This window comes from Actinomadura sp. NTSP31, from assembly GCF_041951385.1.
GTDB classification, from domain to species: domain Bacteria; phylum Actinomycetota; class Actinomycetes; order Streptosporangiales; family Streptosporangiaceae; genus Spirillospora; species Spirillospora napierensis.
Window position 1 is genome coordinate 408,842 of record NZ_JBGNUT010000004.1, and the last position, 23,380, is coordinate 432,221.

Here is a 23,380-nt window from a genome sequence, read left to right on the forward strand (position 1 = left end):
GACGTCGAAGCGCCGCCGGCGACGGGGAGCACCGATGATCAGTCCCCTGCACATCCAGACGGTGCGCGAGGTCGTGCGCACCGGATCGTTCGCGGACGCCGCCCGCAACCTCGGGTACACCGCGTCCGCCGTCTCCCAGCAGGTCGCCGCGCTGGAGCGCGCCTGCGGGCTGGTGCTGTTCGAGCGCCGGGCCCGCAGCGTGCGGCCGACGAGCGCGGCGTTCCTGCTGGTCAGCAAGGGCAACGACGTCCTGTCGGCGCTGGCCACGCTGGAACGGGAGCTGCGCACCGTGGCCAGCGGCGAGCGCGGCGCGCTGCAGCTCGGCAGCTTCCCGACCGCGAGCTCCCGCATCCTGCCGCGGGTGCTGGCGGAGCTGTCGCGGGTCCGGCCCGGAACCGAGATCACGCTGGCGGAGGGGGAGCCGGACGAGCTGCTGCCCGAGCTGCTCGACGGCGACCTCGACCTGCAGCTCGTCTACCGGTACGACCTGTTCCCGCGCGGCTGGCCGGACCAGGTCATCGAGACGCCGGTGATGGACGAGAACCTGGTGCTGTGCGTGCCGGCCGGCCATCCGCTGTCCGGCCGGCGCACCGCGCGGCTGCCCGACCTGGAGTCGGAGACGTGGATCGCCGGGCGTCCCGACAGCCGCGGCGCGCAGGCGCTGCTGCGGCTGTGCGGCACCGCCGGGTTCACGCCGAACATCGCCTTCCGCAGCAACGACTACGCGGTGGTCTGCGGGCTCGTCGGCTGCGGTCTCGGCATCGCGCTGGTCCCGGCGCTCGGCTGCGTCCCGCATCCGGGCCTGCGGACGTTGCGGCTCAGCCGCCGCACGCCGCGCCGCCACGTGACCGTGCTGCGCCGCGCCACCAACACCAATCCGCTGGTCAAGGACGCGCTGCGCGGGCTGATGGACGTGGCGCGCGACGTCGAGGCGGAGATCAGCGGCGCCACCGGCCCGTGAGAGGCCCCGGTGCGGGCACGTCTCAGACGCAGTTGATCTCCGGGCGGAGGCGGTCGCCGGCGAACCGGGCGGCGTGCAGGGGGGCGACGTCCACGAACGGCTCGCGGCGCAGGTAGAGGTCGCGGACGACCTCGCCGACCGCCGGCCCCTGGAGGAACCCGTGGCCGGAGAACCCGGTCGCGTACAGGAACCGGGACACCCCGCGATCCTCGCCGATCAGCGCGTTGTGGTCGGGCGTGACCTCGTACAGCCCCGCCCACCCGCCGGCCAGGCCCGCGTCGAGGAGGCGGGGCGCGCGGGCGGCGATGGCCTCGGTGAGGCGCGGCAGCCACGCGTCCGACCGGTCCAGTGCGAAGCCGGGCCTCTCGTCGGGATCGGACATGCCGAGCATCAGCCCCTCGCCTTCTCCGTGGAAGTAGAACGAGGTGGTGAAGTCGATCGTCATCGGCACCGGGCGGGGCAGGTCCGGCATCGGCCCGGTGAAGGCGATCTGCCGCCGCAGCGGTTCCACCGGCAGGGCGACGCCCGCCATCGCGCCCACCTGCGCCGACCAGGCCCCGGCGGCGCACACGACGGCGGACGCGGCGATCCGCCCCCGCGATGTCTCCACCGCCCGGATCTCGCCGCCGCTCGCGTCGATGCCGAGGACCTCGCAATGGGTGAGCAGCGTCGCGCCGCGCCGCCGCGCTCCGGTCGCGTAGCCGAGGACGACCGACTCCGGCGTGCAGTGCCCGTCGTCGGGGGAGAACGCGGCGGCCAGCAGGCCGCCGGTCTCGATGAGCGGCGACAGCCGCCGCGCCTCCGCCACGGAGATCATCCGGCTCGGCACGCCGAGGTCGTTCTGCAGCGCCACGCTCTCCTCGAACGCCGCGACGTCCTCCGGCCGCGACAGCAGGAACAGGTAACCGACCCGGTGCAGGTCGATCTCCTGCCCGGGACGGTCGCCGAACCGCGCGAACGCCTCCAGGCTGCGGGCGCCGAGGCGGATGTTCACCTCGTCGGAGAACTGCGCCCGCACCCCGCCCGCCGCCTTGCACGTCGACCCGGACCCCAGCTCGTCCCGCTCGGCCAGCACCACCCGCACCCCGGCCTCGGCGAGGTGGAACGCGATGCTCGTTCCCATCACCCCGCCGCCGATGACGACGACGTCCGCCTCGGACCCCATGCCGGCCCTACAGCCGGAAATCGAGGTCGGGGGCGATCGCGAGGACGTCCATCTGCGCCTTCTGCAGCCGACCCGAGTGGTCCCAGTTCATCGACTGCCAGCGGGTGAACTGGTCCAGCACCCAGACGCCCGACTGGCGGCTGCCGTTGCCGGACCGCCCGTTCCCGCCGAACGGCAGGTGCGCCTCCGCGCCGGACGTCGAGTTGTTCACGCTGACCATCCCTGCGGAGATCCGCCGCCGGAACCGGAACACCTTCGCCGGGTCGGTGGTGTAGATCGACGCGGACAGGCCGTAGCCGGGCGCGTTCGCCAGCGCGATCGCCTCGTCCAGCGTCCGGTACGGGGCGACGCCGATGATCGGTCCGAACGTCTCGTTCATGAACAGCTCGTCGCCGGGACCGACCCCGTCGACGATCACCGGGTGGTAGAACAGCCCGGCCTCGGGATCCCCGACGAAGCCGGCGCGCGGGTTCGCGGCCGTGATCCGCCCGGTGTCGGACGAGCCGTGCACCGCGTGGCCGGGGCCGATCCAGCCGAGCGTCTTCTCGAAGCCGCCGGCGAACCGCTCGCTGATCAGCGGGCCGTACAGGACGTCCTCGAACGGGTCGCCGACCGGCGCCGCGCGCACCGCCTCGTCCAGCAGCCGGACGAACGCGCCGTGCAGCGACTCGTGCACGATCACCGTCCCGAGGGACGTGCAGCGCTGCCCCGCCGTCCCGAAGCCGGAGAACAGCGCGCCCTCGACGGCGAGCGGGAGGTCGGCGTCCTCGGTCACCACCATCGGGTTCTTGCCGCCCAGCTCCAGGCACGGCGTCTGGAGGTGCCGCCCGCACAGCTCGCCGATCCGCGCCCCGACCTCCGTCGACCCGGTGAACCCGACCTTGTCGACGAGCCCCTCGCCGAGCGCCCGCTCCAGCCCCGCGTAGGTCTCCGGGCCGTCGGCGAAGACCAGGTTGAGCACCCCGTCCGGCAGGCCCGCGTGCGCGAACAGCCGGTAGAACGCCTCGGCGCACGCCGCCGCGTACTCGGCGGGCTTCCACACCACCGCGTTCCCGCACAGCAGCGCCGGGACGATGTACCAGGACGGCACCGCGACCGGGAAGTTCCCCGCCGTCACGACCGCGACGACGCCGACCGGGTCGCGGAACGTGAACAGCTGCTTGTCCGGCATCTCGGACGGGACGGTCTGCCCGTACAGCCGCCGTCCCTCGCCGAGGAAGAACGCGCACGTGTCGGCGATCTCCTGCACCTCGCCGAGCGCCTCGGCGTAGGGCTTGCCGACCTCGCGGGCGACGACGCGGGCCAGCGCCGGCTTGTTCGCCTCGACCAGCCGGCCGATCGACGCGACGACCTGGCCGCGGACCGGCGCCGGGACGTCGCGCCAGGCGTCCTGCGCCGTGCGCGCCGCGCGGCAGGCCCGGACGAGGCCGGCGGCGTCCGCGAGGGACACCTCCGCGACCAGCTCGGTGCTGCGGGACGGGTCGGTGGAACGGTACGAGCGCGGCCCCGCCGGGATCCGGGCGCCGCCGATGACGGAGGTGAGCACGGTTCCCACACTGAACGGGCCGCGGCGCCCGGCCAAGATCGGGCAGAGCGCGGCCTGCTTATCCCGAGGCCAAGCCCGGCTGAGCCTTCGCCCGCCGAGCATGCGCGCCGAGCGTCCCTCGGCGGGCCGCCGGCCGGGTCGCGGCCTCGCGGGCGAGTCGACCGGACGGCGGGTGCGCGCGATGCTCGTTACCGGACCGCCCACCGCACCGCAGGAGCCCGCATGGCCGAGCCCGTCGACGTCCACTTCCTGGAGCAGGCCGCGTCGCTGGAACCGCCGGACGAACCGAGGGCGCCCGGCCCGCTCGGCGACGCCGAGTGCCTGCGGCTGTTCGACGCCCAGCTCGGCAGCCGGCACCTCGACCTCGCGGCGCGATGGCTCCGCTCGCAGGACCGCGGCTACTACACGATCGGGTCGTCCGGACACGAGGGCAACGCCGCCGTCGCCGCCGCGCTGCGCCCGGACGATCCGGCCCTGCTGCACTACCGGTCCGGCGCGTTCTTCCTGGAGCGGGCCCGGCAGGCCGGTGAGCCGGACCCGCTGCGGGACGTGCTGCTCGGCGTCGTCGCGGCGGCGGCGGAGCCGATCGCGGGCGGGCGGCACAAGGTGTTCGGCAGCCGCCGCCTGCACATCGTCCCGCAGACCTCCACGATCGCCTCCCACCTGCCGCGCGCGCTCGGCGTCGCGTTCGCGATCGAGCGGGCCGCCCGCCTCGGCGCCGCGTCGCCGTGGCCGCGCGACGCGGTGGCGGTGTGCAGCTTCGGCGACGCGTCCGCGAACCACTCGACGGCGGCGGGCGCGATCAACGCCGCGGTCAACTGCGGGTTCCAGGGGCTGCCGATGCCGCTGCTGCTGGTCTGCGAGGACAACGGCATCGGCATCAGCGTCCGCACCCCGCCCGGCTGGATCGAGGCCGCCTACGGCTCCCGGCCCGGCCTCGCCTACTTCCAGGCCGACGGCTGCGACATCGAGGACGCCCACGCGGCGTCGTGCCGGGCCGCCGGCTGGGTCCGCGAGCACCGCCGCCCCGCCTTCCTGCACCTGCGGACCGTCCGGCTGATGGGCCACGCCGGCTCGGACGTCGAGTCGGCCTACCGCACGCCCGCCGAGATCGCCGCGGACCTCGCCGCCGACCCGCTGCTGCGCACCGCCCGCCTGCTCGTCGACCGGGGCATCGCGACCGCCGACGGGATCGTCCGGCTGTACAGGGCGAAGCGGCACGACGTCCTGCGGCGCGCGGCGCAGGTGCGGGACGCCCCGCGCCTGGCGTCCGCCGCCGAGGTGACGGCGCCGATCAGGTACTGCGATCCCGCGCCGGCGGCGGAGGCTCCCGGGGAGGGGGAGCCCGTGACGGTCGCGCAGGCGATCAACCGGACGCTCGGCGACCTGCTCGGCGAGCGCCCGGGCATGCTCGTGTTCGGCGAGGACGTCGCGCGCAAGGGCGGCGTCTACGGCGTCACGCGCGGCCTGGCGAAGCGGGCCGGGGCGGCGCGGGTGTTCGACACGATCCTGGACGAGCAGTCGGTCCTCGGGCTCGCGCTCGGACTCGGCCTCGCGGGGATGCTGCCCGTCCCGGAGATCCAGTACCTCGCCTACCTGCACAACGCCGCCGACCAGATCCGGGGCGAGGCGGCGACGCTGCCGTTCTTCTCGTCGGGCCGGTACCGCAACCCCATGGTCGTCCGCATCGCCGGCTACGCCTACCAGAAGGGATTCGGCGGCCACTTCCACAACGACAACGCCGTGGCGGCCCTGCGCGACGTCCCCGGACTGGTCATCGCGTCACCGGCCCGCCCGGACGACGCCGCCGGGATGCTGCGCGCCTGCGCGGACGCCGCCGAACACGACGGCCGCGTCTGCCTGTTCCTGGAGCCGATCGCCCTCTACCACGTCCGTGACCTGCACGAAGAAGGCGACGCCGGATGGCTGGCCCCGGCCGGCGGCACGGTCCCGATCGGACGCGGCCGCACCTACGGCGACGGGCGCGACCTGACCATCGCCACGTTCGCCAACGGGCTGCGCATGAGCCTGCGGGCCGCGCGCCGCCTGGAGGACGAGGGCGTCCGGTGCCGCGTGCTCGACTTGCGCTGGCTCGCCCCGCTGCCCGTGGACGACCTGCTGCGGGAGGCGCGCGCGACCGGCGCCGTCCTCGTCGCGGACGAGACGAGGCGGACCGGCGGCGTGTCCGAGGGCGTCCTCGCCGCGCTCGCCGACGCCGGGTTCGACGGCCGCGCCGCCCGCGTCGCGAGCGAGGACAGCTTCATCCCGCTCGGCGACGCCGCCGCCCACGTGCTGCTGTCGGAGGACGCCGTCGTGGACGCCGCCGCGGAGCTCCTCAGCCGGTCTCGATGACCGGGTCGCCGCCGAGGTAGGCGGCCTTCACCCGGTCGTCGCCCGCCAGCTCGGCGGCCGGGCCGTCCAGCACGATGCGGCCGGTCTCCAGCACGTACGCGCGGTCGGCGAGGCGGAGGGTCTGGTGGGCGTTCTGCTCGACGATCAGGATCGTCGCGCCCTGGTCCCTGATCTCGCGCACCACCCGCATCACCTGCTGCGCCGTCCGCGGTGCCAGCCCCATCGTCGGCTCGTCCAGGGCGAGCAGCCGGGGCCGCAGCATCAGCGCGCGGCCGATGGCCAGCATCTGCTGCTCGCCGCCCGACAGCAGCCCGGCGAGCTGCCCGCGCCGCTCCCCGAGCCGCGGGAACATCGCGTACACCTCCTCGCGGCGGGCGCTCACCGCCGCCCGGTCGCGGCGCCGCAGGTAGCCGCCGAGCAGCAGGTTCTCCGCGACCGTCAGGGCGGGGAACACCCGGCGGCCCTCCGGCACGTGCCCGAGGCCGGCCGCGACGACCCGGTGCGCGTCGAGCCGGGTGATGTCGCGGCCGCCGAACTCGACCCGTCCCGACCGGGCCCGGTGCAGCCCGGTGACGGTGCGCAGCGCGGTCGTCTTGCCCGCGCCGTTGCTGCCGAGCAGCGCGACGATCTCGCCCTCGGCGACCTCGAAGGAGATCCCGGCCAGCGCCTCGACCTGCCCGTAGCGGCTGTGCAGGTCCGTCACCCGCAGCAGGGCCGGCCCGGCGGTCCCGGGCGTCCCCGCGGCCCCGGTCGTCCCCGTAACCCCGGTCATCCCAGTACCTCCGTGACGAGGTCGGTCTCCGGGTCGTCCGGCACGCCGAGATAGGCCGCGATCACCCGCGGGTCCGCCTGGACCTCGGCGGGCGGGCCCTCCGCGATCGCCCGGCCGTTCTCCAGCACGGTGACCCGGTCGGAGATCGACATGACCAGCGCGACGTCGTGCTCGATCAGCACCACGGCCGTGCCGAGCCCGCTGATCCGCGCGATCAGCCCCATCAGCGCGCGCTTCTCGGTCGGGTTGGCGCCCGCGGCGGGCTCGTCCAGCAGCAGCACCCGCGGCTCGGCGGCGAGCGCCCGCGCGATCTCCAGCCGCCGCCGGTCGCCGTAGGCGAGGCCTCCGGCGGGCCGGTCCGCCGCGCCGGCCAGCCCGACGAAGTCCAGGCAGCGGCGGACGGCGTCCAGGTCGGCGCGGCCCGGCGGCCGCAGCAGCGCCCGGTCGCGGGCGAACCGGCCGACCAGCACGTTCTCGGCGACGGTCATCTCGTCGAACAGCCGGATGCTCTGGAACGTGCGGGCCAGCCCGGCGGCGGCGACCCGGTGCGGGGACAGCCCGCGCACCCGCCGCCCGGCGAGCGTCACCGTGCCGCGCGACGGCGGGATCAGCCCGGTGATGCAGTTGAACGCGGTGGTCTTGCCCGCCCCGTTCGGGCCGATCACGCTCACCACCTGCCCGGCGGCGGCGCGCAGCCGCAGGTCCTCGACGGCCGTGACGCCGCCGAACGACCGGGACAGGCCGTCCACCTCCAGCAGTGCGCCCGTCCCGGCCGCGGCGGGCCGGGCCTCGGCCGGCGCCCGCGCGGGCAGCCGGAACCGGCGCGGCCGGGCCGGCCACACGCCCTGCGGGCGCAGGATCACGATGGCGATCAGCAGCAGCGCGAAGAACAGCCCCCGGTACTCCTGGACGGTGCGCAGCGCCTCGGGCAGCGCGACGATGACGACCGCGCCGACCAGCACCCCCGGCCGGCTGCCCATGCCGCCGATGATCACCACCAGCAGGATCATCAGCGAGGTCAGGAACGTGAAGCTGGACGGGTCGATGGTGCCGAGCTGCGCGGCGTTGAGCGGGCCGGCGACCGCGCCGACCGCGGCGCCGAGCACGTAGGCGAGCAGCTTCACCCGGCGGGCCGGGACGCCGACCGCCTCGGCGGCGGTGTCGTCGGACCGGATCGCCCGCCACGCGTACGCCAGCCGCGTCCGCGCCAGCAGGCCCGTCGCGACCAGCACCACGACGAAGAACGCCAGCGCCAGGTGGAAGAAGCCGGTGGGCGTGACGATCTCCCGGCCGCCGACCGAGACGGGCGGGATCCCGGTCAGCCCGTTCGGGCCGCCGGTGACGTCCAGGTTCACCACCGTGATCCGGATGATCTCGCCGAAGCCGAGCGTGACGATCGCGAGGTAGTCGCTGCGCAGCCGCAGCGTCGGATACCCGATCACGACGCCCGCGGCGGCGGCGACGAGCACCGCCGCAGGCAGCGTCAGCCAGAAGTTCCAGTGCCACTTCAGCATCAGCAGCCCGGACGTGTACGCGCCGATCGCGAAGAACGCCGCGAAACCGAGGTCGAGCAGCCCGGCGTAGCCGACGACGACGTTGATGCCGAGCCCGAGGATCGCGTAGATGAGGATCGTCCCGGCGACGGTGACCTGGTAGTCGTCCATCACCTGCCCGCCGGCGAGCGCCAGCACGATCAGCAGCGGCCAGCCCCCGTACCGCAGCGCCAACTCCCCCTTCGACGCGGTGGGGGCCCTCATGCGCGCTCCACGACGCGCTCGCCGAACAGGCCGGTCGGCCGCAGCGCCAGCACCGCGATCAGCAGCCCGAAGATGATCACGTCGGTCCAGCGGGACGAGACGTACCCGGCGGCGAACGACTGGACGAGCCCGATGCACACCCCCGCGACCATCGTCCCCGGCAGGTTCCCGATCCCGCCGAGCACGGCGGCGGTGAACGCGCGCAGCCCGATCAGGAAGCCCATCCCGAAGCTGATCTGCACGTAGTACAGCCCGTACATGACGCCGGCCGCGCCCGCGAGCACGGATCCGGCGAAGAACGTGACGAGGACGAGCCGCTCCACGTTGATGCCCTGGAGCCGCGCGGCGTCCCGGTCCATCGCCAGCGCCCGCATCGCCGTGCCCGTGACGGTGCGCGTGACGAACAGCCACAGGCCCGCCATCAGCGCCAGCGCCACCAGGACGAGCGTGAGCTGGCCGTAGGTGACGCGGACGGTCCCGCTGAAGATCCGGCCGCCGTCCAGCACCCCCGGATACGACTTGAACCGGGCGTGCGTCAGGTCCTTCACGCCCTCCTCCAGCGCCAGCGACACCCCGATCGCGGCGATCAGCAGCGCCAGCCGGGGCGAGGACAGCAGCGGGACGTAGGCGGCGCGGGCGATGCCGGTGCCGACGATCCCGGTGGCCAGGGCGCCCGCCACCACGGCGGCGAGCACGGCGGGCCAGGCCGCCCCGCCGGTGACGCCGAGCGTGGTCAGCACCCCGTACCCGGTGAACGCCCCGATCATGAACACGTCGCCGTGCGCGAAGTTGATCAGCCGCACCACGCCGTAGATCATCGAGTAGCCGAGCGCGATCAGCGCCAGGAACGCCCCGATCGTCAGGCCGTTCACCAGGTACTGGACGAACTCGCTCATGCCGCCGCGCTCACGAGGCCTTGGCGTCCACCCAGGCGCCGCTCTTGTCGAGCTTCCTGTAGGCGGCGAACGCGCCGTTCTGCACGTGGACGGTGATGTAGAGCGGGTCGGTCCGGTCGCCCTTGGCGTCGAAGGTGATGGGGCCGGTGATGCCGGGGAAGTCCTTGACGCCGTGCAGGCCCTTGATGATGTCGGCGCCCTTCGTCCCGGTCTGCCCGATGACCTTCGCGAGGATCTTCACGGCGTCGTACTCGTAGACCGAGAACGGCCCGGGGTCGGCGCCGTTCTTCGCCTTGTAGGCGGACACGAACGCCGATGCGGTGGGCAGGTCCTTGGCGAGCGGCGCGGTCGTGGCGATGTAGCCCTCCGCCGCCGAGCCGGCCGTCTTCAGGACGGTCGAGTCGGTGGTGGCGTCCCCGCCCATCAGCGTGAACTTGAGCCCGAGCTGCTTGCGCTGCTTCATCAGCAGCCCGGCCTCGGCGTAGTAGCCGGTGAAGTACAGCACGTCCGGCTTCGTCGAGGCGATCTTCGTCAGGACGGGGCTGTAGTCGGACTGGCCGGGCTGCAGCGCGTCCTCGTAGACGACCTGCCCGCCCGCCTGCTTCACCGAGGCCGCCGCCGCGTCCGCGAGGCCCTTGGCGTAGGTGGTGTTGTCGTGCAGCAGCGCGATCCGCCTCGCGCCGAGCGGCCCGGTCATGAACTTCGCGGCGACCAGGCCCTGGTTGTCGTCGCGCCCGCAGGTCCGGAACACCTTGCCCTTGCCGCTGTCGGTCAGCGACGGGTTGGTGGAGGCGTCCATGACGAACGGCACGCTCCGCCGCCCGTAGATGGGGATCGCGGGCACCGCGGCGCCCGAGCAGTAGCCGCCCGCGACCGCGACGACGCCGCTGTTGAGCAGCTTCTGCGCGGCCTGCGCGCCCTGCTGGGCGCTGCACTGGTCGTCCGCCTGGACGATCTTGATCTTCTTGCCCTTCACCCCGCCGGCCCTGTTGACCTCGTCGGCCGCGACCTTCGCGGCGGCGAGGATGTCCTGGCCGGCGGAGGCGGAGTCGCCGCTCAGCGGGGCCGGCACGCCGATCCTGATGTCGCCGGACCCGCCGGAGCCGCCCGACCCGCAGCCGGCGGCGAGCGGGACCAGCAGCAGCCCGGCGCCGGCCGCGGCGAGCCCGGGGGATCGCGCTCCGCGGCGCCGTGTTCTCGAGGACGTCATCGGTGCTCCCTCGCTCGTCAGGCGGGTTGGCAAAAGCGTGATCCGTCGCGGCACGGGCGTCGAGACGACGAAGCATGCGATCTCATGGAGTGATCGGTAAGCACCGCTTGCCCTCCCGGCCTCGACAGCGCGGGGAGCGGGTCGCGAGGATCGGCGCATGGCCGACGTCCTGCTGCTGTCCGCCGCCGACGTGCGGGCGGTGTTCGACCTGCCGGCCGCGATCGAGTCGCAGCGCGCCGCGTTCGCGGCGCTCGGCAGCGGAGAGGCGCGGCTCGCGCCGCGGGCGCTGCTGGACGGCCCGGACGGCGGCGTCGCGTTCGGCTACCTGTCGCGGCTGCCCGGGTCCGGCGCGGTGGCGAAGTTCGGCAGCGTCACGCCGGGCAACGCCGCGCGCGGCCTGCCGACCGTCGCGGCGCTGGTGATCGTGCAGGACCCGGTGGACGGGCGGCCCGTCGCGATCATCGAGGGCGAGGCCGTCACGACGCCGCGGACGGCCGCGGCGAGCGCGGTCGCCGCCGACCACCTCGCGGTTCCGGACGCGTCCCGGCTCGCCGTCATCGGCTGCGGCGTGCAGGGCCGCGCGCATGTGCGGGCGATGCCGCTGGTGCGTCCGATCGGACGGGTGACCGTGGTCTGCCGCAACCCCGGCACCTGCGGCGCCGCCGCGGACCTGGCCGCCGAACTGGAACTTCCCGTGGAGGGGACCGGGGACGTCCGCGCGGCCGTCGCCGACGCGGACATCGTGGTCACCGCCACCACCAGCACGGAACCGGTCGTCCTCGGCGAGTGGCTCCCAGCCGGTTGCACGGTGCTGAGCGTCGGGTCGTTCGCGCCCGACCGCTGCGAGGTCGATGCCGCGGTCCTCGCCCGCGCGGCCGCCGTCGTGGTCGACGACGTGGCGACCGCCCTGCTCCAGGCCGGCCCGATCGTGGCGGGCGTCCGCGACGGGCGGCTCGGCGAGGACCGGATCCGGCCGCTCGGCCCGATCGTCGCCGGGCTCGCGCCCGGTCGCACGGCGCCGGGCGACGTGGTCTTCTTCAACAGCGTCGGCCTGGGCGTGCAGGACGCCGCGGCCGCGGCCGTCATCGTCGACCGGGCCCGCGCCGCCGGCGCGGGCAGGCTCGTCGCGCTGTGACGGCCCGGCCCGGCGGGGGGCGGCGCCGTCGCCGGTAAACTACGTGTTCGTTAAAGCGAACGCAAGGGATGCGGGCGGACGGCGTCCCGCGAGCGAAGGGGGCGGCACGTGGGCGGTCCGGGCGATTCGGTGCGGGACGTGCTGGCGGGCAACCTGCGCCGCGCGCGGCTGGAGCTCGGCCTCTCGCTGTCGGAGCTGTCGCGCCGGTCGAAGATCGGCAAGGCGACGCTGTCCCAACTGGAGGCCGGTGCCGGCAACCCCACCATCGAGACGGTGTTCAGCCTGTCGCGCGCCCTGGAGGTGCCCATCTCCGACCTGCTGGACCACCAGGCGCCGACCGGGCTGACCGTGGTGCGCGGCGCCGACGTCGAGGTGCTGCGCGGCGAGGGCGTCGACCTGCGGCCGCTGCGCGGGATCGAGTCCGGCGGCGCGATCTTCGAGGTGTACGACCAGCAGGTCAGGGCCGATTCGCGGCAGGACTCGCTCGGCCATGTCGGCACCGAGCACACCATCGTGCAGGCGGGCCGGCTGGGCGTTCGGGTGGACGACCGGGAGGTCGAGCTCGGGCCCGGCGACTACGTCGGCTTCGACGCCCGGCTGCCGCACGCCTACACCGCGCTCGACGGGCCCGTCCGCTCCGTGCTGCTCCTGCAGTACCGCTCTGACCAGCGGCTTCACTCCACACCGGCGGAGCCGCCGCATCTGGTCGAGACGCCGTGACGGCGGTCCCGGCCGCGCGTTGACAGCGCGCCGGGGCCGACATACTCTCGGGCTCGTTCGGTTTAACGAACGCTCTGGACGGTGCTGGCGTGGCAGGAGGGTCGATGACGCGGGTCGTGGTGCTGGGCGCCGGGATGGTCGGTGCGGCCTGCGCCCGCGAGCTGGCCCTCGCCGGATTCGCGGTCACGGTCGTCGACCGGTCCGGCCCGGCGGCGGGCACCACCGCGCACGGCGAGGGCAACGTCCTGGTCTCCGACAAGGGACCCGGGCCCGAGCTGGAACTGGCGAAGCTGTCCCGCGAGCTGTGGCCCGCGATCCTGGACGGCGACCCGAACGCCGGCGCCGCCGAATGGGACCCCAAGGGCGGCATCGTCGTCGCCACCACCGCCGAAGGCGCCGCCGCCCTCACCGGGTTCGCCGCGGGCCAGCGCGAGGCCGGGGTCACCGCCCACGACATGGACGCCGCCGACCTCGCCGCCGCCGAGCCCCACCTCACCCGGGACGTCGCCAGGGCCGTCCACTACCCCGAGGACGCGCAGGTGCAGCCCGCCGGCGCCGCGACCGCCCTGCTCGCCGCCGCCGTCCGGGCCGGCGCCGAGCTGCGCACCGGCTGCGAGGTGCTCGGCGCCGTCCGCAACGGCGGACGGATCACCGGCGTCCGCACCGCGGCCGGGACGATCGAGGGCGACGCCGTCGTCAACGCCGCGGGGCCGTGGTCCGGTGAGGTCGCCGGGAGGCTCGGCGTCCGGCTCGACGTGCGGCCCCGGCGCGGGGAGGTGCTGGTGACCGCGCCGATGCCGCCGACCGTCTTCCACAAGGTCTACGACGCCGACTACGTGGGCGCCGTCGGCAGCGCCGCCGAGGAGCTCCAGGCCTCCGCCGTCGTCGAGGCCACCCGCGGCGGCACGATCCTGCTCGGCTCCTCGCGCCGCCGCGTCGGGTTCGACGACCGGATCCGCCCCGAGGTGCTGTCGGTCATCGCGGCCAAGGCGCTGCGGCTGTTCCCGATGCTGGCCGGCGTGCCGGTGATCCGCGCCTACGGCGGGTTCCGCCCGTTCGTCCCCGACCACCTGCCGGTCATCGGCCCCGACCCGGAACTGGACGGCCTCTGGCACGCCACCGGGCACGAGGGCGCCGGGATCGGGTTGTCCGCCGGGACCGCCGCCGTCCTGCGCGACCTGATGCTCGGCCGCGAGCCCGCGATCGACGCGGCGCCGTTCCGCGCCGATCGGCCCGCCGTCCAGTCCGAAGGAGAGAAATGAGCGCGCGACTCGTGCCCGCGGCCGGCGACGCGGCCGGCCGCCGCCCCGACGTCCCGCTGCGGATCACCGTGGACGGCGAGCCCGTCGACGGCGTCGCCGGGCAGACGATCGCGGGCGTGCTGCTCGCCGCCGGCCGTCGCACCTGGCGGTCCGGGCCGTCCGGCGCCCCGCGCGGCGTGTTCTGCGGGATCGGCGCCTGCTTCGACTGCCTCGTCACGGTCAACGGCGTCCGCGACGTGCGGGCCTGCCGCCGCCGCGCCCACGACGGCGACGCCGTCGCCACCCAGTCGCGAGCGGAGGACGCCCGATGACCCGGCATGTCGTGGTCGTCGGTGCGGGCCCCGCGGGGCTCGGTGCGGCGGCGGGCGCGCTGCGCGCCGGTGCGGACGTCACGCTGGTCGACGCGTCCGAGCACCCCGGCGGCCAGTACCACCGGATGCTCCCCGACGCGTTCGCCGCCGCGCACCCCGGGCGCCTGCACCACGGCTGGCGCGGCTTCGAGCGGCTCCGCGACCACGTCCTCGGGCATCCGCGCTGCGCGTGGTGGCCGGAGAGCACCGTCTGGTCGCTCGAACGGCCCGACGAGGGAGCGCCGATCGTCCACGTGCTGCGCGGCGAGGCCGACGCGGCCGGGCGGGAACGGCACGTCCTGCGCCCGGACGCGCTGGTCCTCGCGCCCGGCGCCCACGACCGCGTCCTGCCGTTCCCCGGCTGGGAGCTGCCCGGCGTCTACACCGCCGGGGCCGCGCAGGCGCTCGCCAAGGGGGAGCGCCTCGTCGTCGGCGACCCCGTCCTGATCGCCGGTTCTGGACCGTTCCTTCTCCCGGTCGCCGCGTCGCTGATCGAGGCCGGCGCCACCGTCCTGGAGGTGCTGGAGGCCAACTCCGCCGCGACCGTCGCGCGCGGCTGGGCGCGCCGCCCCTGGGAGCTGGCGTCGCAGGCCGGCAAGGCCGGGGAGCTGGCCGAGTACGCGGGGCTGCTGGCCCGGCACCGCGTCCCCTACCGGACGGGCCGCGCCGTGATCGAGGCCCGGGGCGACGGGCGCGTCGAAGAGGCGGTCACGGCGCGGCTGCGTCCCGACTGGTCGGTCGTCCCCGGCACCGAGCGGACCGTCCCGGTCGACGCGCTCTGCGTCACTCACGGCTTCAGCCCGCAGCTCGAACTGCCCGTCGCGGCCGGCTGCGCGCTCGCCCGCACGGCCGGCGGCGCGTTCACCGAAGTGGACGCCGACCAGCGCACCACCGCGCCGGGCGTCTACGCGGCCGGGGAGATCACCGGCATCGGCGGGGCGCCCGCCGCCCGCACCGAGGGCCTGCTCGCCGGCTGGATCGCCGGGGGAGGGGACCCTGGCGCCCGCGAGGCCGGCGCGCTGCGCCGCCGCCGCGATCACGCCCGCGCGTTCGCCGCCCGGCTCGCCGCCGCCCACCCGATCGGCGCGGCCTGGCCCGGCTGGCTGCGCGACGAGACCGTCGTCTGCCGCTGCGAGGAGACCACCTACGGTTCCCTGTGCCGCGCGGCCGGCGACCGGGCGAGCGGGTCCGCCCGCGCGGTCAAGCTCGGCACCCGCGCCGGGCTCGGACCGTGCCAGGCCCGCGTCTGCGGCCCCACGGTCGCCGAACTGCTTTCCGGCAAGGTGAACGGGGCGAACCCCCACCACCGGCCCATCGCCCAGCCCATCAGGCTTGGCGAGCTCGCAAGCCCCCCCACCGAGAACACGCAGAACCCCGACCAGAAAGAGAGCGCCCGATGAGCGACACCAAGCTCCTGAGCCTCGGCGGCGTCATCGTTGCGACGGCGCTGCCCTACTACGAGGACGCCACCGCTCCCGCCGGGCTCGCCGTCGACTACGACAAGTACGCCGAGCACTGCCGCTGGCTCGTCGACAACGGCTGCCGCGGCGTCGGACCGAACGGCTCCCTCGGCGAGTACTCCTCGCTGACCGACGACGAGCGCCGCCGCGTCGCCCGCACCGCGATCGAGGCCGTCGGCAAGGACGGCGTCGTCGTGGTCGGCGTGCACGGCCCCGGCTCCCACCAGGCGAGGCAGTGGGCGGAGATCGCCGCCGAGGACGGCGCGCACGGCGTGCTGTGCCTCCCGCCGACCATGTACCGGGCCAACCGCGGCGAGGTCATCGCCCACTACGAGGCCGTCGCGTCCGCCGGGCTGCCCGTCATGGTCTACAACAACCCGATCGACACCAAGGTCGACCTCACCCCCGACCTGCTCGCCGAGATCGCGCAGATCGACGGCGTCGTCGCGGTCAAGGAGTTCTCCGGCGACGTCCGCCGCGTCCTGGAGATCAAGGAGAAGGCCCCCGGCCTGGAGGTCGTCGCCGGCGCCGACGACGTCACCCTGGAGGCGCTGCTGATGGGCGCCACCGGCTGGTTCGCCGGCTTCCCGAACGTGTTCCCCGCCGAGTCGGCGCTGCTGTACGAGCTGGCGACCACCGGCAAGCTGGAGGAGGCGCGCGCGCTGTACGAGCCGCTCGTCGCCGCGTTCCGCTGGGACTCGCGGACCGAGTTCGTCCAGGCGATCAAGCTCGGCATGGAGCAGGTCGGCCGGTACGGCGGCCCGTGCCGCCCGCCGCGCGGCCCGCTCACCGACGAGCACCGCGCCGGGGTCACCGCCGACATGGCCCGCGCGATCGAGGCCCTCGCGCAGCGGCAGGCCGCCTGATGCGCTCGGTCCGGTCGATCAGCGCGGTCGACTCGCACACCGAGGGCATGCCGACCCGCGTCGTCACCGGCGGCGTCGCGCCGATCCCCGGCGCGACGATGGCCGAGCGCCGCCGGTACGCCGTCGAGCACCTCGACGGGCTGCGCCGCTTCCTGATGGACGAGCCCCGCGGCCACGCCGCGATGAGCGGCGCGCTGCTGCAGCCGCCCCTCCGGCCGGACGCCGACTGGGGCGTGGTGTACGTCGAGGTCAGCGGGTTCCTGCCGATGTGCGGGCACGGCACCATCGGGGTCGCGACCGTGCTGGTCGAGACCGGGATGGTCGAGGTGACCGAGCCGGAGACGGTCGTCCGGCTGGACACCCCGGCCGGGCTCGTCGAGGCGCGCGTCGCGGTCCGCGACGGGGTCGCCGAGAACGTCACGCTCCGCAACGTCCCCGCGTTCGCGCTGCGCCAGGACGCCGTGGTCGACGTGCCGGGCCTGGGCGAGGTCCGCTACGACATGGCGTACGGCGGCAACTTCTACGCCATCACCGAGCTGGAGCGGCTCGGGCTGCCGTTCGACCGGGCCCGCAAGGACGACATCCTCAAGGCCGGCCTCGCGATCATGGCGGCGATCAACGAGGCCGACCGCCCGGTGCACCCGGGCGATCCGCTGATCGGAGGCTGCAAGCACGTCCAGTTCCTCGCGCCCGGCTCGGACGCGAAGCGCTCCCGCAACGCCATGGCGATCCACCCCGGCTGGTTCGACCGCTCGCCCTGCGGCACCGGCACGTCCGCGCGGATGGCGCAGCTGCACGCGCGCGGGGAGCTGCCGCTGCACACCGAGTTCGTCAACGAGTCGTTCATCGGCACCCGGTTCACCGGCCGGCTCGTCGGCACCGCCGAGGCCGGCGGGACGCCCGCGGTGATCCCCGAGTTCACCGGCCGCGCCTGGATCACCGGCAACGCCACCTACCTGCTCGACCCCGCCGATCCCTTCCCCGAGGGCTTCGTCCTCTAGCGGATCGGGCCCCGTACGGGCCCTTCACGGCGGCCGGTCGCCTCCGGACCGGCCGCCGAGCACCCACCCCCGATATCCCCCTGACCCATCCGGGAGGGACCGTCATGTCCCAAGCCATGCCAAAAACGCCCCCCTCGACCGATCCGGCCGGGAGCGGGCTGTTCACCCGCGCGGGCATCTTCCGCCTGAAGCCGGTCGACTCCTCGGAGGAGGAGACCGCCGGCGGCCTGCGCCGCACCATGGGCCTGTGGCAGCTCGTCGCGCTCAGCCTCGGCGGGCTCGTCGGCGCCGGCGTGTTCTCGCTCGCCGGCGTCGTCGCGCACGACGACGCCGGGCCCGGCGTGATGATCTCGTTCCTCATCGCCATCATCGCCAGCAGCGCCGCCGCGCTCTGCTACGCCGAGTTCGCCGGGCTCATCCCGAAGGCCGGCTCCGCCTACACCTACTCCTACGCCGCGCTCGGCGAGGCGATCGGCTGGGCCATCGGCTGGGACCTGCTGCTGGAGTACACCGCGATCGTCGCGGTCGTCGCCATCGCCATCTCCGGCTACCTCGGCTACATCCTCGACCAGGTCGGCCTCGACATACCGCACTGGGCGCTCGGCGCGCCCGGCACCGGCTCCGGCCACAAGGTCGACCTGTTCGCGGCCCTGCTGTGCCTGCTGCTGGCGTTCGTGCTGTCGCGCGGGACCAAGGAGTCGGCCCGGTTCGAGACGATCCTGGTCGTCGTCAAGCTCGGCATCGTCGCGCTCGTCGTCATCGCCGGCGCGTTCCACATCTCCGGCGGCAACTTCAGCCCGTTCCTGCCGTTCGGTATCGGCGGCGCGATCTCCGGCGCCGCCACCACGTTCTTCGCCGTGTACGGCTACGACGCGATGAGCGCGGCGGCCGAGGAGAGCGCCGAGGCCAAGAAGGTGCTGCCGAAGGCGATCGTCATCTCGCTCGCCATCGCCGCGGTCATCTACCTGCTGGTCTGCATCGTGCTGCTGGGCATGCAGGACTACCGGCACATCGACGTCAAGAGCCCGTTCTCCAGCGCGCTCGCCTCCGTCGGCCTCGCGGGCCTCGGCACCGTCGTCGCGGTCGGCGCCGTCATCGGCATCACGACCTCCGCGCTGGCGAACATGCTCGCCGTCACCCGCGTCTGGTTCTCGATGAGCCGGGACGGGCTGCTGCCCGCCTACTTCGCCAAGAACCACCCGAAGCGGCAGGTCCCGAACCGGGTGATCTGGCTCGTCGGCGTCGGCTCGGCGGTCATCGCCGGGTTCCTGCCGATCAAGGAGGCCGCCGACCTCACCAACATCGGCATCCTGATGGCGTTCATCGTGGTCGCCGTCGCGATCATGGTGATGCGGAAGACCCGTCCCGACCTGCCGCGCTCGTTCCGCACCCCCTGGGTGCCGCTGGTGCCGCTGGTCGGCATCGGCTTCTCGATCTGGCTGATCGCCAACCTCGACTGGGTCACCTGGGTCCGGTTCGTGGTCTGGATGGCGCTCGGCCTGATCGTCTACGCGTTCTACGGATACCGGAACTCGGTGGAGAATCGAGGACCGGGGACCGTCCGCACCACCCCGCACGCCGGGGACGAAGGGAGCACCTCATGACACCGGACCAGGCCGTCGCCGCCGCCGTGTCCGCCGCGGCCGGATGGGCCGCGGCCCCGCCGCAGGAGCGCGCCGAGGGCCTGACCGCGATCGCGGACGCGCTGGAGGCCGCCCGCGCGGAGCTGGTCGCCCTCGCCGACGAGGAGAGCCACCTCGGCGAGGTCCGGCTGAACGGCGAGCTGACCCGCACCACCTTCCAGCTCAAGCTGTTCGCCGACCAGGTGCGCGAGGGCGCGTTCCACGACGCCCGGATCGACCGGCCCGATCCGGAGTGGCCGAGCGGGCCCCGGCCCGACCTGCGCCGCTACCGGACGGCGCTCGGACCGGTGCTGGTGTTCGCCGCGAGCAACTTCCCGTTCGCGTTCAGCGTCGCGGGCGGCGACACCGCCTCCGCGCTCGCCGCCGGCTGCCCCGTCGTGGTCAAGGCGCACCCCGGCCACCCCCGGCTGTCCCGCCGCACCGCCGAGATCATCGCCGGCGCCGGGCTGCCGGACGGGGTGTTCGGCCTGATCGAGGGCGAGGCGGAGGGCGTCGAGGCGCTGCGGCACCCCGGCATCGCCGCCGCCGCGTTCACCGGCTCGGAGAAGGGCGGCCTCGCCCTCGCGAAGATCGCGGCGGAGCGGCCGACCCCGATCCCGTTCTTCGGCGAGCTCGGCAGCGTCAACCCGGCCGTGGTCACGCCGGGCGCCGCCGAGGCGCGCGCCGACGAGATCGCGCAGGGCTACGCCGCGTCCCTCACCCTGGGCGCCGGCCAGTTCTGCACCAACCCGGGCCTGCTGTTCGCGCCCGCGGCGCTGGTGGACGAGATCGCCGAGCGGCTGGGCGGCGTCGCCGCCGCGCCGATGCTGAACGACCGCATCCAGTCGGGGTTCCTCACGGTCTCCGACGTGCTCGGCGGCCGTCCCGGCGTCCGCCGCGTCGTCTGGCCCGAGGACGGGACGTCCCTCGCCCCGCGCCTGCTGACCATGGACCTGGAGGCCTTCCGCGCCGACGCCGACGCCGCCGGGCAGGAGTGCTTCGGCCCGCTCGGCCTCGTCGTCACCTACGACGACCTGGCCGACGTCGCGGACGTGATCGCCGCGCTGCCGGGCCAGCTCACCACGTCCCTGCACGCGGAGCAGGACGAGACCGGCGACCTCGCCGCGCTCACCGCCGTCCTCGCCGGCCGCAGCGGGCGGGTGCTGTGGAACCAGTGGCCCACCGGCGTCTCGGTCAGTTACGCGATGCAGCACGGCGGCCCGTACCCGGCCACGACCGCGCCGGCCACGACGTCGGTCGGCACGGCCGCGATCGAGCGGTTCCTGCGCCCGGTCGCGTTCCAGGGCTGGCCGCAGGAACTGCTGCCGCCGCCGCTGCGCGACGACAACCCGTGGAAGGTCCCGCAGACCCTCCACTGATGCGGAGGGGGCCCGGCCGGGCCCCGTCACCGGGCGTCGAGCGCGCGCAGCAGCTCGCCGGCCGCGTCGTCCAGCGCGGCGATGAGGCGGCGGCCGGCGAGGATGCTGTGGCACAGCGCGTCCTTCTCGGCGTCCTCGGCCGGCAGGTCGGCGTCCAGCGCGCGCATGAACCGGTCGAGGATCTCGGCCGGGCGCACCGGCGGGGCCAGCGCGGGGTCGGCCGCCAGGATCGCCCGCTGCAGTTCGCGCAGGTCCGGGCCGGGGTCCAGGCCGGCCTCCTCGGCCAGGACGCGCCGCGCGTTCCCGAAGGCGCGCAGCGCGTCGGCCTGCCGCCCGGACCGGTACAGCGCCGTCATCAGCCGCGCCCACAGCTCCTCGCGCAGCGGATGCCGTGCCGCCAGCGCCGACAGCTCCGGCACCAGCGCCGCGTGCCGGCCGAGCCGCAACTCCGCGTCGATCCGGTCGCGCAGCGCCGCGAACCGGGCCTCGGCGAGGCGCTGCGCCTCGGCCCGCACCAGCGGCACGTCCGGGACGCCGGCGTAGGCGTCCTCACCGCGCCAGGCCGCGGCGGCCCGCCGCAGCAGCCGGGCCGCGCGGGCGTCGCCGCCCGCGCGCGCCGCCGCGCCGCCCTCCCGGGCGAGCCGCTCGAAGCCGTGCGCGTCCAGCTCGCCGGGCCGCACCCGCAGCAGGTAGCCCGGCCCCGTCCGCACGATCCGGTTCGGGTCACCGAGCGTGCGGCGCAGCCGGTGCACGTAGGACTGGATGTTCTTGGTCGCCGACTTCGGCGGCTTCTCGCCCCACAGGGCGTCCACCAGCGTCTCCAGCGCCACGGGCCGGTTCGCGCCGCACAACAGCGCCGCCAGCAGCCCACGCGTCCGCGGGGAATCGCGCCGCCCGGGCCGGTGTTGCCGTAGCGGTAAGGCCCCTGAGAGGAGAACGGTGATGGCAACGAAGGCCCTGACACGCGAGACGTTCGACGAGACGGTCGGCGGCGACGGCATGGTCCTGGTCGACTTCTGGGCGTCCTGGTGCGGGCCCTGCCGCCAGTTCGCGCCGGTGTACGAGCGGGTCTCCGAGCGGCACCCCGACGTCGCGTTCACCAAGGTCGACACCGAGGCCGAGCAGGACCTCGCGGCGGCCTTCGAGATCAGCTCGATCCCGACGCTGATGGTCGTCCGGGACCGGGTGGTGCTGTACTCCCAGCCGGGCGCGCTGCCCGAGGACGCCCTCGAGGACCTCATCGCGCAGGCCCGCGCCCTCGACATGGACGAGGTGCGGCGCGAGGCGGAGGCCCACAAGAGCGCCTGACCCAGCCCCGGCGCCCGCCCCGGCGGGCCCGCCGACTGGCCGCCATCGGACGCTTCGCGCCACCGGCGGCCACCGGCGGCCCGCGTTGTGCACCATGTGAGGCAGGTGTCCGGGGGAGGCGACATGGTGAGGCGCGACGCGCCGCTCGGCCCTCTGGAGACGGGCGACCCCGCCGTCACGGGACCGTACACGCTCCTCGGCCGGCTCGGGGCGGGCTCGATGGGCCGCGTCTACCTGGGCTGCTCCGCGGCGGGACGGCTCGTCGCGGTCAAGACCGTCCGGGCCGAGCTGGCCCGCGAGGCCGACTTCCGCACCCGGTTCGCGCACGAGGCCGCGGCGGCGCGGCGGGTCAGCGGGGTCTACACCGCGTCGGTCGTGAACGCCGACCCGGACGCCGATGTGCCCTGGCTGGCGACGGCGTACGTCCCGGCGCCCTCGCTCGAGCTGCTGGTCGCGGAGGCGGGGCCGCTGCCCGTCGCGGCGGTGCGGTGGCTGGCGGGCGGCTGCGCCGAGGCGCTCGAGTCGATCCACGCGGCGGGTCTCGTCCACCGCGATCTCAAGCCGTCCAACGTGCTGGTGTGCGCGGACGGGCCGCGCGTGATCGACTTCGGCCTGGCGCACGCGCGGGAGCGGGCCCGGGTGACGCTCAGCCGCGTCGCGATCGGCACTCCCGCGTTCATGGCGCCCGAGCAGGCGCAGGGGTCGCGCGTCGTGACGGCCGCGAGCGACGTCTACGCGCTGGGCGCGACCCTGCTGTACGCGGCGACGGGGCACGGCCCCTACCGGGGCGAGGGCGCGCTGGAGCTGATGGCGCAGCTCGCCACCCTGCCCCCGGATTTTTCGGGGCTCGCCGTCGAGCTGGAGACGCTGGTGCGCGGCTGCCTGGCCCGCGACCCCGGACGGCGGCCGTCACCCGGCGACGTGCTGGCGTCCGTGTCCGGGTACCTGCGCCACGGGCGGGCCGGAGCCGGCCTGTCCGGGACGGCGCTGGGCCTGGTCAGGGACTACGCGGAGGGCCCGCGGCTCCCCGTCGGCGGACCGGAGCCGGAGAGCCCCGTGCCCGAGGCCCCCGTGCCCGTGCCGGAGCGTCCGCCGGTGGTCATCGCGGGCGTGCGGGACGGACGGTCCTCGATCTCGTCGGCGCGGACCTTCTTCCGCGAGCCGCGCAACACCGTCGCCTCGGCGGCCGCGATCGTGCTGATCGGCGTGGGCGCGCTGCTGGCCCGGACGTTCTGGTCCGGCGGCGACCCCGCGGGGACCGACCCGGGCGGAGGACGGCCGCCCGCGGAGAGGGCGGCGGAACCGCCGGTCCCGCTGGGCGGCACCGGCGACCGCCCCACCGGGGCGCCGCGGATCGTGGTCAACCAGCCGCAGGGCGACGGCGTCACGGTCTTCGTGGTGCACGGGACGGGCTGGCGGCCGGGGCAGCGGGTCCGGGTGAGCCTGGACGGCTTCGGCCGCCGTCCCGGCCCGGTCGTCGACCACATGGGCACCTTCAACTACGCGGTGAACCAGGCCCACGAGTTCGTCGCGGGCCCGCTGCCGCTCGGCGCGCACACCTTCGCCGCCGACGCCGGGGGCGTTCCGGTCCGCACGACGTTCCGGGTCGTCCCCTGAG

Annotated in this window: 20 protein-coding genes; 13 read left to right on the top strand and 7 right to left on the bottom strand. The window is 75.0% G+C overall.

What is annotated here, in order from left to right:
- Nucleotides 1-34 precede the first annotated feature (34 nt).
- Nucleotides 35-961: a LysR family transcriptional regulator gene (locus tag ACA514_RS09355; RefSeq protein ID WP_375040629.1), complete on the top strand. Its 927-nt coding sequence runs from the start codon at nucleotides 35-37 to the stop codon at nucleotides 959-961.
- 22 nt (nucleotides 962-983) lie between these two features.
- Here ACA514_RS09355 and ACA514_RS09360 read toward each other — a convergent pair whose 3' ends face one another.
- Nucleotides 984-2,126: an NAD(P)/FAD-dependent oxidoreductase gene (locus tag ACA514_RS09360; RefSeq protein ID WP_375040630.1), complete on the bottom strand. Its 1,143-nt coding sequence runs from the start codon at nucleotides 2,124-2,126 to the stop codon at nucleotides 984-986.
- Nucleotides 2,127-2,133: 7 nt separating this feature from the next.
- Nucleotides 2,134-3,672 (bottom strand): aldehyde dehydrogenase family protein, encoded by a 1,539-nt coding sequence (locus ACA514_RS09365; RefSeq protein WP_375040631.1) that lies wholly within the window; start codon nucleotides 3,670-3,672, stop codon nucleotides 2,134-2,136.
- 222 nt (nucleotides 3,673-3,894) lie between these two features.
- Between ACA514_RS09365 and ACA514_RS09370 the strand changes: the two genes are divergently transcribed.
- A complete protein-coding gene (locus tag ACA514_RS09370) occupies nucleotides 3,895-6,024 on the top strand; it encodes a thiamine pyrophosphate-dependent enzyme (RefSeq protein ID WP_375040632.1) in 2,130 nt (709 codons plus the stop codon).
- Here ACA514_RS09370 and ACA514_RS09375 read toward each other — a convergent pair.
- The 4 genes from ACA514_RS09375 to ACA514_RS09390 are packed head-to-tail and all read right to left on the bottom strand — an operon-like array spanning nucleotide 6,008 to nucleotide 10,659.
- Nucleotides 6,008-6,796: an ABC transporter ATP-binding protein gene (locus ACA514_RS09375; RefSeq protein WP_375040633.1), complete on the bottom strand. Its 789-nt coding sequence runs from the start codon at nucleotides 6,794-6,796 to the stop codon at nucleotides 6,008-6,010. The two genes, ACA514_RS09370 and ACA514_RS09375, sit on opposite strands and share 17 nt — an antisense overlap.
- A complete protein-coding gene (locus ACA514_RS09380; RefSeq protein ID WP_375040634.1) occupies nucleotides 6,793-8,553 on the bottom strand; it encodes an ATP-binding cassette domain-containing protein in 1,761 nt (586 codons plus the stop codon). Before ACA514_RS09380 ends, ACA514_RS09375 begins: the two co-directional genes overlap by 4 nt.
- The gene (locus ACA514_RS09385; RefSeq protein ID WP_375040635.1) at nucleotides 8,550-9,449 is read right to left on the bottom strand and encodes a branched-chain amino acid ABC transporter permease; all 900 of its coding nucleotides are present in this window, start codon (nucleotides 9,447-9,449) and stop codon (nucleotides 8,550-8,552) included. The genes ACA514_RS09380 and ACA514_RS09385 overlap by 4 nt, the downstream gene beginning before the upstream one ends.
- A 10-nt stretch (nucleotides 9,450-9,459) precedes the next feature.
- Entirely contained in the window at nucleotides 9,460-10,659 is a 1,200-nt protein-coding gene (locus ACA514_RS09390) for a branched-chain amino acid ABC transporter substrate-binding protein (protein WP_375040636.1), read from the bottom strand.
- A 157-nt stretch (nucleotides 10,660-10,816) separates the two neighbouring features.
- On the opposite strand from ACA514_RS09390, the gene ACA514_RS09395 reads away from it, so the two are divergent.
- From ACA514_RS09395 to ACA514_RS09435, 9 genes are all read left to right on the top strand, one after another.
- Entirely contained in the window at nucleotides 10,817-11,794 is a 978-nt protein-coding gene (locus tag ACA514_RS09395) for an ornithine cyclodeaminase family protein (RefSeq protein WP_375040637.1), read from the top strand.
- Between the two features lie 108 nt (nucleotides 11,795-11,902).
- Nucleotides 11,903-12,514, top strand: coding sequence for a helix-turn-helix domain-containing protein (locus ACA514_RS09400; protein ID WP_344281748.1), 612 nt, complete (start codon nucleotides 11,903-11,905; stop codon nucleotides 12,512-12,514).
- Between the two features lie 104 nt (nucleotides 12,515-12,618).
- Nucleotides 12,619-13,776 carry an NAD(P)/FAD-dependent oxidoreductase gene (locus ACA514_RS09405; protein ID WP_375040638.1) on the top strand — a complete coding sequence of 386 codons (1,158 nt, stop codon included), beginning with the start codon at nucleotides 12,619-12,621 and terminating at the stop codon, nucleotides 13,774-13,776.
- Nucleotides 13,773-14,087, top strand: a complete 315-nt coding sequence (locus tag ACA514_RS09410; protein ID WP_375040639.1) for a (2Fe-2S)-binding protein — start codon at nucleotides 13,773-13,775, stop codon at nucleotides 14,085-14,087. The genes ACA514_RS09405 and ACA514_RS09410 overlap by 4 nt, the downstream gene beginning before the upstream one ends.
- On the top strand, nucleotides 14,084-15,526 hold the full coding sequence (locus ACA514_RS09415; RefSeq protein ID WP_375040640.1) for an NAD(P)/FAD-dependent oxidoreductase: 1,443 nt from the start codon (nucleotides 14,084-14,086) through the stop codon (nucleotides 15,524-15,526). The genes ACA514_RS09410 and ACA514_RS09415 overlap by 4 nt, the downstream gene beginning before the upstream one ends.
- Nucleotides 15,523-16,452, top strand: a complete 930-nt coding sequence (locus ACA514_RS09420) for a dihydrodipicolinate synthase family protein (protein WP_375040641.1) — start codon at nucleotides 15,523-15,525, stop codon at nucleotides 16,450-16,452. The genes ACA514_RS09415 and ACA514_RS09420 overlap by 4 nt, the downstream gene beginning before the upstream one ends.
- Nucleotides 16,452-17,453: a proline racemase family protein gene (locus ACA514_RS09425; protein WP_375040642.1), complete on the top strand. Its 1,002-nt coding sequence runs from the start codon at nucleotides 16,452-16,454 to the stop codon at nucleotides 17,451-17,453. Before ACA514_RS09420 ends, ACA514_RS09425 begins: the two co-directional genes overlap by 1 nt.
- Nucleotides 17,454-17,569: 116 nt before the next feature.
- Nucleotides 17,570-19,057 carry an amino acid permease gene (locus ACA514_RS09430; RefSeq protein ID WP_375040643.1) on the top strand — a complete coding sequence of 496 codons (1,488 nt, stop codon included), beginning with the start codon at nucleotides 17,570-17,572 and terminating at the stop codon, nucleotides 19,055-19,057.
- Entirely contained in the window at nucleotides 19,054-20,454 is a 1,401-nt protein-coding gene (locus tag ACA514_RS09435) for an aldehyde dehydrogenase (NADP(+)) (RefSeq protein WP_375040644.1), read from the top strand. Before ACA514_RS09430 ends, ACA514_RS09435 begins: the two co-directional genes overlap by 4 nt.
- Nucleotides 20,455-20,480: 26 nt before the next feature.
- Here ACA514_RS09435 and ACA514_RS09440 read toward each other — a convergent pair whose 3' ends face one another.
- Complete coding sequence (locus tag ACA514_RS09440) at nucleotides 20,481-21,284, bottom strand: BTAD domain-containing putative transcriptional regulator (protein ID WP_375040645.1); 804 nt, start codon at nucleotides 21,282-21,284, stop codon at nucleotides 20,481-20,483.
- A 112-nt stretch (nucleotides 21,285-21,396) separates the two neighbouring features.
- On the opposite strand from ACA514_RS09440, the gene trxA reads away from it, so the two are divergent.
- Nucleotides 21,397-21,762 (top strand): thioredoxin, encoded by a 366-nt coding sequence (gene trxA, locus ACA514_RS09445; RefSeq protein WP_375040646.1) that lies wholly within the window; start codon nucleotides 21,397-21,399, stop codon nucleotides 21,760-21,762.
- A 123-nt stretch (nucleotides 21,763-21,885) separates the two neighbouring features.
- Nucleotides 21,886-23,379, top strand: a complete 1,494-nt coding sequence (locus ACA514_RS09450; protein ID WP_375040647.1) for a serine/threonine-protein kinase — start codon at nucleotides 21,886-21,888, stop codon at nucleotides 23,377-23,379.
- Nucleotide 23,380: the final 1 nt, after the last annotated feature.